12 protein-coding genes and 1 pseudogene are annotated in these 11,478 nt (G+C 69.2%); 6 read left to right on the top strand and 7 right to left on the bottom strand.

What is annotated here, in order from left to right; genetic code table 11:
- Positions 1-80: 80 nt before the first annotated feature.
- Positions 81-299, bottom strand: a pseudogene (locus ABZ656_RS25150) (ATP-binding protein); the annotation flags it as partial.
- A gap of 104 nt (positions 300-403) precedes the next feature.
- On the opposite strand from ABZ656_RS25150, the gene ABZ656_RS25145 reads away from it, so the two are divergent.
- A complete protein-coding gene (locus ABZ656_RS25145) occupies positions 404-1,741 on the top strand; it encodes a helix-turn-helix transcriptional regulator (protein WP_101400600.1) in 1,338 nt (445 codons plus the stop codon).
- Positions 1,738-2,556 carry a class I SAM-dependent methyltransferase gene (locus tag ABZ656_RS25140; protein ID WP_360270590.1) on the top strand — a complete coding sequence of 273 codons (819 nt, stop codon included), beginning with the start codon at positions 1,738-1,740 and terminating at the stop codon, positions 2,554-2,556. The genes ABZ656_RS25145 and ABZ656_RS25140 overlap by 4 nt, the downstream gene beginning before the upstream one ends.
- A gap of 12 nt (positions 2,557-2,568) precedes the next feature.
- On the opposite strand, the gene ABZ656_RS25135 is transcribed toward ABZ656_RS25140, so the two are convergent.
- The 4 genes from ABZ656_RS25135 to ABZ656_RS25120 form a co-directional block, all read right to left on the bottom strand.
- Entirely contained in the window at positions 2,569-4,260 is a 1,692-nt protein-coding gene (locus tag ABZ656_RS25135; protein ID WP_101400602.1) for a mobilization protein, read from the bottom strand.
- Positions 4,250-4,825 (bottom strand): hypothetical protein, encoded by a 576-nt coding sequence (locus ABZ656_RS25130; RefSeq protein ID WP_101400603.1) that lies wholly within the window; start codon positions 4,823-4,825, stop codon positions 4,250-4,252. The genes ABZ656_RS25135 and ABZ656_RS25130 overlap by 11 nt, the downstream gene beginning before the upstream one ends.
- 307 nt (positions 4,826-5,132) lie before the next feature.
- Entirely contained in the window at positions 5,133-6,332 is a 1,200-nt protein-coding gene (locus tag ABZ656_RS25125) for a DUF3631 domain-containing protein (RefSeq protein ID WP_360270588.1), read from the bottom strand.
- 640 nt (positions 6,333-6,972) lie between these two features.
- Positions 6,973-7,167: a helix-turn-helix domain-containing protein gene (locus ABZ656_RS25120; RefSeq protein WP_101400605.1), complete on the bottom strand. Its 195-nt coding sequence runs from the start codon at positions 7,165-7,167 to the stop codon at positions 6,973-6,975.
- A gap of 120 nt (positions 7,168-7,287) precedes the next feature.
- On the opposite strand from ABZ656_RS25120, the gene ABZ656_RS25115 reads away from it, so the two are divergent.
- Together ABZ656_RS25115 and ABZ656_RS25110 are read left to right on the top strand one after the other, a co-directional pair.
- A complete protein-coding gene (locus ABZ656_RS25115) occupies positions 7,288-7,791 on the top strand; it encodes a helix-turn-helix transcriptional regulator (RefSeq protein ID WP_101400606.1) in 504 nt (167 codons plus the stop codon).
- Positions 7,792-7,812: 21 nt separating this feature from the next.
- Positions 7,813-8,967 (top strand): site-specific integrase, encoded by a 1,155-nt coding sequence (locus tag ABZ656_RS25110; RefSeq protein WP_101400607.1) that lies wholly within the window; start codon positions 7,813-7,815, stop codon positions 8,965-8,967.
- A gap of 7 nt (positions 8,968-8,974) precedes the next feature.
- Here the strand turns inward: ABZ656_RS25110 and sodN are convergent, their stop codons facing one another.
- Positions 8,975-9,370 (bottom strand): superoxide dismutase, Ni, encoded by a 396-nt coding sequence (gene sodN / locus ABZ656_RS25105; protein ID WP_004983535.1) that lies wholly within the window; start codon positions 9,368-9,370, stop codon positions 8,975-8,977.
- Positions 9,371-9,514: 144 nt separating this feature from the next.
- Between sodN and sodX the strand changes: the two genes are divergently transcribed.
- Positions 9,515-9,949: a nickel-type superoxide dismutase maturation protease gene (gene sodX / locus ABZ656_RS25100; RefSeq protein WP_101403740.1), complete on the top strand. Its 435-nt coding sequence runs from the start codon at positions 9,515-9,517 to the stop codon at positions 9,947-9,949.
- On the opposite strand, the gene ABZ656_RS25095 is transcribed toward sodX, so the two are convergent.
- Positions 9,853-10,482 carry a CGNR zinc finger domain-containing protein gene (locus tag ABZ656_RS25095; RefSeq protein WP_101400608.1) on the bottom strand — a complete coding sequence of 210 codons (630 nt, stop codon included), beginning with the start codon at positions 10,480-10,482 and terminating at the stop codon, positions 9,853-9,855. The genes sodX and ABZ656_RS25095 overlap by 97 nt on opposite strands.
- A gap of 110 nt (positions 10,483-10,592) precedes the next feature.
- Here ABZ656_RS25095 and ABZ656_RS25090 point away from each other — a divergent pair, with 110 nt between their 5' ends.
- Positions 10,593-11,381: a methyltransferase domain-containing protein gene (locus ABZ656_RS25090; RefSeq protein WP_360270584.1), complete on the top strand. Its 789-nt coding sequence runs from the start codon at positions 10,593-10,595 to the stop codon at positions 11,379-11,381.
- Positions 11,382-11,478 lie beyond the last annotated feature (97 nt).

Here is an 11,478-nt window from a genome sequence, read left to right as displayed (position 1 = left end):
TCGGGCCCGGGTAAGCCATCAGACCCAGAAACCTCCCTTCATTCCTCCCGGTTGAACCGGGGATACAACAGAGCGCCTCATGGCGCACCGGCGTTGGTGGCGAGTTCGGAGGTGCACAGCCGGATGTCGTCGAGGCGTTCGGTCCGGCCCCATTGGGTAAGGGTCTCGGCGACGAAGGAGCGGGCGGCACCTGGGGTGGTCCGGCGTCGGTCGAAGAGCATCGATTCGTGCTCGACGGCGCCGTCGAGGGCTTGGTCCGGTGCGAGGGTGTCCGGCTCGCCGGGCAGTCTGCTGGGCATGGCCAACAGCCAACCGCTGTCGCTCGTTTGGGTCGGGAGCCAGCACGGAGGCCATGCCAGGGGCCACTATGGGGGCCAGACTTCACGTGCTGTGGGGAGAGGGGATGAGCGACACGGGGATCGGTGCGCTGCTCATCAGGCTGCGTACCGAGCGTGGCTGGTCCCAGCAGCGGGTGGCCGATGAGTACAACGCCCTGGAGGGGCGTGCCACCAAGACGGGCAAGGAGATCGGGCGCTACGAGCGCGAGGTACGCATCCCGGTGCCGTACACGCGGAAATACCTGGCGCAGGTGTTCGGCATCGATGCCACGGAACTCGACCGAGCGGTTGTGGTCAGCAAGAGCCGGCGGAACGGCGGCGGCCCGGAAGACGCGCAACAGACGCTGCCCGCGCAGCCCATGGCGCGTCCGCACACCGTGGTGGGGGCTGTGTCGGTGGATGCGGTGGTCTCGGCGGAGTTCGCCCGGTTCATCGCGCACCGCAACGCCGACGAGTTCGTCGTAGAGCAGTTGGAGGCCGATGTCGCTCGGCTCGCCCGTAGCTACGTCAGTCACCCGCTGCTGGAGCTGTATGTCGAGATCAAGCGGCTGCGGAACGGGGCGTTCGAGCTGTTGCGCGGGCGGCAGCATCCCCGGCAGACCACTGACCTGTACGTCGCGGCCTCCCGCCTCTGCGGCCTGACCGCTCACGTGTGCCTGGACCTGGGTGACTACGACTCCGCGGCCACACACGCTCGCACTGCCCGGGCGTGCGCGGAGGCTGCCGGCCACGAAGGGATGTTGGCCTGGGTGCGAGCCGTTGAGTCCTTGATCGCCTACTGGACTGGACGGTACGAGCAGGCCGCGCGGCTGGCGCAGGCGGGTCGTCAGCACCGGGCGGGCGGGAGCATTGGGGCTCGGCTGGCGAGCCTGGAGGCGCGGGCGCTGGCCATAGTGGGAGACCGGGTGGGTGTAGTGGCCGCGCTGGCGGATGCCGAGCGCTCTCGCGAGGCGATGGTGGGTCTCGACGAGGGGCCAGGCATCTTCGCTTTCCCGGCTGCCAAGCAGTTCACGTACGCCGGTACGAGCTACCTGGCGGTGGGCGGGCGGGAGCACGTCCAGCAGGCCATCGTCAGCGCGGACACCGCGATCCGGCTCTACCGCAGCGCCGAGGACGACGACCAATCGGTGGGCGACCTGTTCGCCGCCCATGTCGATCTCGCCCGCGGCCATCTGCTTCTGGGCGATCTGGACGGCACTGAGGCGGTGCTCGCCTTCGTCCGCGACTCCTCGCCGGAGCGCATGTCGGCCAGCATCGTGCGCCGGCTCATCGCTCTGGGCCGGGAGCTGAGCGGGCCGCAGTACGGTGGAACCGCGCAGGCGGCACACCTGCGTGAACGACTCCACCACACGGCCGTCCTCGCGGCCTCACCCGCCGCCCCTCCCACGGAGCTGCCGACGTGACCGAACTGTCCGCCGCACACGCCGCCGCCGTCACCGACCGGGGCCGCCTCGCCGGAAGCGCCTACAGCAGTGATCGGGATCTCGCCGCTCGCCAGTCGCTCTACCGGTGGCAGACGCCTCGTTACGACCTGCCCGGTATCGTCGCCGAGAAGCTGAGCGGCGTGCGCGGACGTGTGGTCGATGTCGGCTGCGGCAACGGCAAGTTCATTCAGCGGCTTCGCGAGGACCGGCCCGATCTGGCCCTGTTGGGTCTGGACATCGCTCCTGGCATCCTTACTGGCGTCCCCGGCCTGGTCGCTGTAGCGGACGCGACCCGCCTGCCGCTGGCGACCGAGAGCGTCGATGCCGCCCTGGCGCTGCACATGCTTTACCACGTCTCCGACATCCCACGAGCGGTCAGAGAACTGTCCCGCGTAGTCACCCGTGACGGGTTGGTGATCGCCTCCACCAACAGCGACCGGGACAAGGCGGAACTCGACGACCTGTGGCAGCGGGCTGCGGGCGACGTCCTCGGCACCGGACGCGGCCCGGCCCGTATATCGCTCAGCGCCCGCTTCTCCCTGGAGAAGGCCCCGGCCTTCCTGGGCGAGGAGTTCGGGCGGGTGGAGACGATGGAACTGCCCGGCACCATCACGGTCGACGATCCTGAGCCGGTCATCGCGCATATGGCTTCCTACCGGGCCTGGGCGGACCAGCACGACGAGCCCTTCGAGGCCACGATCGAGCGGGCCCGCACCATCCTCGTTGATCACATCGACCGACACGGGGCCTTCGAGATCACGTGCCTCGGCGGCGTCCTCGTCTGCCGTCGCTGAGAGCCGAGTCGGCTATCGGTGTCGACCGCGCTCCGTAAGCCGATCGTTCACCGTCGTGGGCGTTGGCTGTTGCGCGGGCGCGACGGGTGTGGCGATACGGGTGCTTCGCTTGCGCGCGGCCTGCGCTCGCCTGTTGGGCTGGACGGTAATGCGCCAGTTGAGGACTTCGGCGGGGCGATCGGCGGTATCGAGTTCTTGCAGGGCGGCGACTTCGGCCAAGAGGTGTCGGGGGGTGTGGCCGGCGGTCTCGGCGCGGGCGAGGCTTGTGGTGAGGGCGGGCCAGGCGGGATCGGCGAGGACGCGGTCGGCGTGGTCTGGGAGGGCTGCGCGCAGATCCTGCTCGAAGCGGCTGATGGTGGTGGCGCGTGGGGCGCGTCGGGTGAGATCTGCCAGGACTGGCTGCGCGGCTTGCTGGTAGCCGGCCTGTAGGTGGCGGAAGGCTTCTTCGGCTGCTGCGGCCTGCTGCTCATGGCCGCGTTGCTCGTGCCACTTGGCGGCTGCGCGCGCGACGTGGAGCGCGGCGAAGACCAGGGCGATGGCGAGTCCACCCGGATCGTGTGTGGCGTAGGCGAGTTCCTTGGCGGCTTCCCGGAGGTAGGTGGCGGCCCGATGGTCGGCTCGGATCGCCGAGCGGCGGGCTCGGTTGAACTCCCTTGCCGCTGCTTGCAGTTCGGCCCGGTGCGCGCCGTGGGTGGCGAGGGCCAGGTTGTGGAGGGTGTCGCCGAAGGCATCCAGGTGTCCCTGAGCCGCGACGTCGTCGTCCGAGTCGAGAAAGGCGTGGGCTTGGCGGATGGCGGTTTCGGCGCGATGCCATGGTTCGGCCGGGTCCGCCACCTGCTGGGGCCGGTCGGCCAGGTCCTGGGTGGCGAGGCGTTCGCACAGGCGGTTGTAGGACAGGTCGGGAGCGAGCTTTGATCCGCCGTACCAGACCGGCTCTCCGCTGGCGGTGTCGCCGGGCGCGGCCAGGCTGTAGCCGGTCACCTCGCCGGTCTCGGAGCCGATGCGTGGCCTGACCTGGATGCCGAGGGACCGCAGCACAGTGAAGTACTCGTCGATGCTGCGTACGGCGGCGGCGACCGCGTACGACTGCTCGCGCAGCCACTCCCGCGCGGTGTCCTTCTGGCCCTGGCGCTCGGCCTTGGCCCGCTCGGCGCCGGTCGGAGTGCGCGGGGCGGTGAGGTCGCCGGACTTGAGGCGGCGCAGCCCGAACTCGGCCTCGATCTTGCGGCATTCCCGTTGTGCCCGCCAGCCGTCTCGGTTCGTACGGGGGCGGCGGCCATCGGCGCGAACGGTGGTGGCCATGATGTGGATGTGGTCGTCGGCGTGCCGGACCGCGATCCATCGGCACGCCCGCTCGTCGCCTTCGGGGGCGATGCCCGTTGCGGCCACTACGCGGCGGGCGACCTCTGCCCACTCGGCGTCGGTGAGGTAGCGGTCGCCGGGCGCGGTGCGTACCGGGCAGTGCCACACGTGCTGCGGGGGCTTCTTGCCGCCCAGCTCGCGGGTGCGGAGGTCGACATGGTGGTCCAGGCGCCTGGCGAGCTGGGTGTATGTGGCTTCGGGATCCCGGCCGGGGTCGGGGGCGCCGGCCATGTCCCAGGCAGCCACGATGTGCGGGTCGGTGTGCTCGTCGCGCCGTCCTTTGCCGAAAAGGTAGTTGATCAGGCCCGGCGTGCTGGCACCGGTGGAGACATCAGGCACCATGGCCGGCACCCTCCGCCAGGAGCTGGTCGATGAGCCGGTAGCTGGCCTCGGCCGTGTGCTCGACGCGGGCCAGCACCGCCTCGGCGCGCTCAGGAACAGTTCCTCGGTGGATGGCTCCGGTGATCTGGTTGAGGTTGTTGCCGACGCGGTTCAGCGCGACGGTGTGGGCCTCGATGGCTTCGATCAGAGGACGGATGGGATCGTCCTCCGGGCTGCCGATCAGGCCGGCCTTGCCGAGGGCGACGGCGAGCGCGGCGTCGCCGACGAACCCGGCGAACTTCTGGCCACGCCGCTCGGCCTCCGTGGCGATGATGCGGACTGCGGTCGGGGTGAAGCGGATTGTCTTCTCTTGGTCGCGCTTCTCGGTGGTGCGCTTGCGGTTCATGAGTGCAGGCAGCACCGGGGCGTCGGGCTCGCGCCAGGAGGGCTGCTCGACAGGGGAGCGGTTGACGGCAGGCGGCTCGGCATACGGTGCAACGGAGTTGGCGGTGAGCGCGGTACTGGGTGCGGTCATCTCCTCCTCTGGCTCGGGCGCCCGCTGGCGCTCGGCCTCCTCCTCCGTCACCCCTGGGGCGGGGGCAAGCGCGGACGAAGCCTCGTTAGAGGCTCGTTCGCTCCAGCTTGCTGCTGTTCGGCGGGCCAGGCCGAGTAGTCCCCTGCGGCGGTGGTTGTCGTTGCTGGTGTCGTGCATGGTGATGCTCCGGTGGCGTGTGGCGGGGCCCTGTCACGTCCGTCCCATGCGTTGCAGGGCTGGTCAGGACAGGTACGGACAGGGCGGCAGGTACGGAGTGATCCGTCTTGGGGAGGAGGCCCGTCCCCGCACTGACCTGCGCGGGGACGGATGCGACGGACTGAGACGGAACGAAGCGGGGCTAGTGGGCGCGCTTGACGCCAGGGGTGCCGCCGGCCAGGCCGACAGGCAGCGAACCCGAAGGGGCGGCTGGCGGAAGGCGGCGGCCCGAATGCGTGGGTGCGGGCGCCGCTTCGGACGGTTCGGGGCAGTAGCGGGCCCAGGCGTCAAGGAACTGGTTGCGGGCGTATGCCTTGGCCTGCCTGCCGTTCTCGAAGCGGTGGTTGGCCGGGCTGATCTCGAAACCCCGCAGAAGGTTGGCCAGGTGGTAGGCGTTCAGCCCCTTGGTCCCGTACTCGGCCCAGGGCGCCTCGGAGTCCTGGAGGAGGGCGGCGAGCAGGTCTTGGCTACGGAGGGCCTCCTTGTTGCCCTCCTGCTCGAAGACGCGGCGGATGTCACGCAGCAGCCGCGTCCTCAGGGTCGTCTGCTCGTCCTGGACCACCTCGTTGCGCGTCATTGCCAGGCAGGCGGCGCGTGCCTGCGCGGGCCAGTCTCCGCCCGCCAGATCGGCGACGATGACCAACGGCTCCCAGGTGTCTGCGGCCCGGTCCTCGACGGGCATCTTCGGCACCAAGCCCGCAGCGGTGCCACGCAGCGGGATCAGCCAGGCGGCCAGCCGGTCGCGCAGCGCGTTCAGTTCGGGCACCGAGTACCGCGAGCGGAAGGGAGTGATCCGCTCGCCCGGCTTGCGCTTCTGCATGCGGAGCACGACCGCGCGGTCCATGATCGTGTCCGGCAGGTCGCCGATCCCGGCCAGCGCGGCCATGGCGAAGGTGGGAAACGCCGTCGGTTTGTGTTCCGGCCCGGAGATCCGCCAGGCGGGCCGGTTGCGCTGGTGCCCGGCGTTCAGCAGGCCGCGCAGATCCTCCTTGTCGCCCGCCTTGGGGCCGAAGATGGTGTCGGCCTCGTCCACGAGCAGCGTCGGCGGGTTCTTGCCGATGATGCGGAAGACCACTGCGGGAGACGTGTTTACCGTCATCATCGGCTGGTGCACGGTCTCGTGGAGCACGTCCAGGACACGAGACTTGCCGCATCCTTTGGTCGGACCCACCACCGCGAGTCGCGGAGCGTGTTGCAGAGCGGGCTGGATGTGGGTGGCCGCCACCCACAGGGTGACCGCGGTCAGAGCCTCCTCGCTCGGCAGCACCACGTACCGGCCGATCGCCGCACGCAGTTCGTCCAGCAGCACGGCTCCTTCGTCGATCGGCTCGCCGACAACCACACCGGCACGGTCCCCGGTCCCCGATCCGCCGTCGGATACCACGGTCCCCGCAATGTCGTGGGGACCGTCGTCCTCACGACGGTCCCCAACTGCGGTCCCCGCGTCCGGAGTTCGGGGACTGGATCCGGGGACCGACTGCCCGGAAATCACCGCTCGGTCAGCGCTCGGAGCGGCGTCCGTCCCGCCCGGACGAACTTGGTCTGCGCCCGTTGGTGCGATCAGTAGGCGGCTGACCTGCGCATGTTCCCCACCGGCGGATATCCGGTCCACGACCGGAACGCTGGTCCCCGACGCGTCGCGGGACCGGTCCCCGACTTCCGGCACCTGCCGATCAACATCGTTGTGCGCCTGGTCCCCGGTCCCCAAATCAGGGGATCCTGCGTCCGTCTGGTCTGCGCCGCGCCAGGGGACACCCTGGCCGGGGACAGCGGCCTCGGGCCAGTTGGCTTTGGGGACCGTGTTCGGACTGGTGGTGGACGTAGAGTCCTCCATAGACGTTCCTCTCAGGCGAGGGGCAGGACGGGCAAGGTCCAGCCCCTCACCGGCTTGTTCGTTCAGGGATGGGCGAAGTGCGGGGGACTCTCCGGCCCTTGGCGTTGGCGCGCTGAGGGCCGTTTCCGTGTCCGGGGCTTTGGTCGGCTCAGGAGGCCAGACCCCACTCGCCCCGGCCGTCGTTCAGCGCGCGCTCGTAGCGCAGCAGCTCGGCCTCGGCGTACAGCACCCGCTTGCCGATCTTGATCCCGCGCGGGCCTTTCTCGATCTGGCGCCAGTAGCGGACGGTGCTCTCGGCTGTGCGGTAGCGCTCGGCGACCTCGGCGGTGGTCAGGTATCGCATGCGTTCCTAATCGACTAGGTGACGTTCCTATCTGCATAAAGTATGCTTGACGGTCGCCGGTTAACCAAATCGGATAGTGTGTGTTACAATTGGGATAGTGATGATCGTGGTGGAGGTTCGATGGCAGGCGACAAGGTCGACGGCGGTGAGGTGCCGCTGCTCTACAGCGAGGGCAACATCGCTGCTCGCGTGGCGCTGGAGCGCGAGGTCAGGGGGTGGAGCACGACGGAGCTGGCGGACCGGGTGTCCAAGGCCGGCGTCAAGATGAACCAGACCGCGGTCTGGCGCATCGAGAACGGCACCCCGCGCCGCCGCATCAACGTCGACGAGGCGCTCGCCTTCGCCCGCGTCTTCGAGCTGCCCCTCGAAGAGCTGATGTCGCCATCGCTGGAAGGGCTGGATCTCGACAGCAGACGGCTCGTCCAGGAAGCCGTCGAGGCGTACTACGAGACACGGGACGCCGAAGATCGCCTGCACCACGCCGTCGTCGGCATCGCCGAGCACATTCAGGCTCACCCCGACAGCTCACGAGCCATCCACGAGCAGTGCCTTCGCCTGATGGGTGACGAGCGCGACGCGCGCACCCTCACCGAGCACATCGAGGGCGGCGGCTACTACCGATAACCAACCCAAGGGAGAAGCCACTTGGCCAACATTCAAAAGCGCCCCAACGGCAAATGGCGGGCCCGCTACCGCGACCTCGACGGCAAGGAGCACGCCCGTCACTTCGACCGCAAACTCGACGCCCAGCGCTGGCTCGACGAGGTAACGGCCAGCGTGGTCACCGGCCTTTACGTCGACCCGCGCGCCGGCAAGATCTCATTCGAGAAGTACGCGACGAAGTGGGAGGGCGAGCAGATCGCCGGTGAGGCGGGCGCCCGTATCACTGACAACGCACTGCGGGTTCACCTGATACCCGCGCTCGGCTCCTACGCGATGGCGTCCCTGCGCCGCAGCCACATCCAGGCCCTCTTCAAGAAGCTCTCCGAGCAACTGGGCCCCGGCAGCGTACGCAACGTCCACGACGTCCTGGTCCGCGTCATGACGGCGGCCGTCGAGGACAAGGTCATCGCCGTGACCCCCTGCAAGCGGATCACGCTCCCGTCCATGCCCGATGAGGAGTTCACTCCGCTCACCGTCGCGCAGGTCGAGGCGATGCTCGGAGCGATGCCGCCGTACATCCGAACGGCGATCGTCGTCCTGGCCGGATCAGGCTTGCGCATAGGCGAGTTGCTCGGCCTCAAGCTCTCGGACGTCGACTTCAAGAGCGGCACGATCCGCGTCGAGCGCCAGCGTCTCCAGTCCGGCCTGATCGGTCCGCCGAAGACCGGCAAGTCCCGGCGTACGGTCCCGGTCGGCGAGGTCGTTACGGACGCGCTCCTCACCCACCTCGCCGCACGGCCCTCGAAGGAGTGGCTGTTCACGATGGAGGAGGGCGAGCCCCTCAACTACCGCCGTTGGAAGACCGAATGGAACTGCGCCCGTAGGGCGCTCCAGGCGGCGGAGAACGAGGCAGCCGAGCGCGCGGGGCGCAAACCCGTTGAGCTGCCGCACATGGTGACTCACGACCTGCGCCACTTCTACGCCTCCGCCCTCATCGCTGGCGGAGCGAGCGTCAAGCAGGTTCAGCTCGTCCTCGGCCACGCGTCCGCCGTCATCACGCTGCGGATCTACGCGCACCTGTGGCCGGGTGAAGAAGACCGCACCCGGACCGTCATGGACGCCGTTCTCGGCGGCCTGCGGACCGGGTGCGGACCGGAAGACCAAACGACCAAGGAAATCGCAGGTCAAACGGCATGATCGAAGATCAAGCCTTCTTGGTCTCCCAGAAGATCTTGTCGATCTGGGCGATGTAGTCCAGCGCCTTCTGGCCCGTGGCCGGGTCCGTGGACGCCTTGGCGGCCGAGAGGGCCTTCAGGGTGTCGTTGACCAGCTGGTGCAGCTCCGGGTACTTCTCGAAGTGCGGGGGCTTGAAGTAGTCGCTCCAGAGCACCGACACGTGGTGCTTCGCGAGCTCGGCGCGCTGCTCCTTGATGACGGTGGCGCGAGCCTGGAAGTGCGGGTCGTCGTTGCCGGCCATCTTTTCCTGGACGGCCTTCACCGACTCCGCCTCGATGCGGGCCTGGGCCGGGTCGTACACACCGCAGGGCAGGTCGCAGTGCGCGCTGACCTTGACCTTGGGGGCAAACAGGCGGGAGAGCATTGAGCTGTCCTTCCTCGTGATCGTCTTCTCAGGTGGGACATTACTCCGTGGGAGACGTCTTTTCTCGAGTGCCCCCATGGGCTTAGGACAAAAGTCCAGGGTGAGACTGGGACTGGTGGAGGATGGACCGGGGAGGTGCCGGTGATGCCGGAGCTGTCGCAGGAGACCGAGCGTGGGAGGGCCGTGCTGCCGTTCGGGGCGGCCGAGGTGACGGGGCCCTCCATGGTGCCCACGCTCCAGCACGGAGATCGGCTCGTCGTGCAGTACGGGGCCCGGGTCAGGGCCGGTGACGTGGTCGTTCTGCGCCATCCGTTCCAGCAGGACCTGCTGGTCGTGAAGCGGATCGCGGAGCGGCGCGAGGGGGGGTGGTGGGTGCTCGGGGACAACGCCTACGCGGGTGGGGACAGCACCGACTACGGGACCGTGCCCGAGGATCTCGTCCTGGGAAAGGTGCGTTTCCGCTACCGGCCCCACCTGCCGGGTCAGCGCTCGCCGTTCGCACTTGTCCGCTGGGCGCTCGGCGCCGCCAGGCCCGTGCTCTCCGACCGGTCGGCCTCCAGGCGTTTGCGGGCCCGGTAGGCGGCCACGTTGGCGCGGGTCGCGCAGCGGTCCGAGCAGTAGCGCCGGGAGCGGTTCGTCGACGTGTCCAGGTACGCGTTGCGGCAGGGGGCCGCCTCGCAGAGGCCGAGGCGGTCCACGCCGTACGCGGTGAGGTGGAAGGCGAGCCCCATGGCGGCGATCGCCGCGTAGCCCGCGGTCGCGTTCGACGGGTGGTCCGCCAGGTGCATGTGCCACAGCGGGCGCCCGTCGTCGTCCCGGTGGTCGTGCCCGGAGATCTGCGGGCTGACGGGGAACTCCAGGAGGAGTGAGTTCAGCAGGTCCACGGACAGGGTCTCGTCGCCGCCGTCGGCCGCCTCGAAGACGGCGCGCAGCCGGCCGCGGACCGACCGGAAGCGGGTGACGTCCGCGTCCGTGGCGCGGCGGGCCGCGGAGGAGTTCCCTCCGAAGAGGTCCCGGACCGCCTCGACCGAGGTGAGCGAGTCCTTGCCCCGGGTCGGCTCCTCGGTGTTGACGAGGCGTACCGCGTAATCCGAGTAATAGGCCAGTTCCACTTGTAGTCCTTACGGAGGCGCTCTATCGTCGTGCGTGCGGTCAGGTAACGGCTGATTGTGCTTCCAGGGTATTACGTGGGCGAGTGAAGGCGAACGGAGAAGGGACTTCCATGACCGTCGGCACCGGAATCGACAGCGACGAGATCCACGGCAACGGAACCGACTGGCACGCCTGGCAGGAGAGCTGGGACCGGCAACAGGAGTGGTACATGCCGGACCGCGAGGAGCGCTTCCGGGTGATGCTCGACATGGTCGAGGCCCTGGTCGGCCCGGAGCCGCGCGTCCTCGACCTGGCCTGCGGCACCGGCACCATCACGGCCCGGCTCCTCGACCGCTTCCCGAAGGCCACCAGTACCGGGGTCGACCTCGACCCGGCGCTGCTCACCATCGCCGAGGGAACCTTCGCGGGCGACAAGAGAGTCTCCTTCGTCACGGCCGACCTCAAGGACCCGCACTGGGTGACCCGGCTGCCGTACGACTCGTACGACGCCGTCCTGACCGCCACCGCCCTCCACTGGCTGCACAGCGAACCCCTCGCGGTCCTCTACGGTCAGGTCGCCCAGCTCGTCCGCGACGGTGGCGTCTTCATGAACGCCGACCACATGATCGACGAGTCCACGCCTCGGATCAACGCGGCCGAGCGCGCCCAGCGACACGCCCGGATGGACCAGGCCAAGGCGCGCGGGGTGCTCGACTGGGCCGCATGGTGGGAGCTGGCGGCCCAGGACCCCGCCCTCGCCGCGCCGACCGCCCGCCGCTTCGAGATCTACGGGGAGCACGCCGACGGCGACATGCCGTCCGTCGACTGGCACACGCGCGTGCTGCGCGAAAAGGGCTTCGGGGAGGCGCGGGGGGTGTGGCGGTCGCCGTCCGACGCGCTGGTGCTGGCGGTGAAGTAGACAGGCCGCGGGGGTCCGGACGAAGAATCCGGGCGCGAACCGAACGAAGAAGGGGCGGTACGGGAATCCCGTACCGCCCCTTTCCTCCTGTCCGTGG

The sequence above is a fragment of the Streptomyces sp. NPDC007095 genome (assembly GCF_040634475.1).
Classification (GTDB): Bacteria; Actinomycetota; Actinomycetes; order Streptomycetales; family Streptomycetaceae; genus Streptomyces.
Note: the sequence above shows the minus strand (reverse complement) of the source record. Positions and strands in the feature narration are given on the sequence as shown.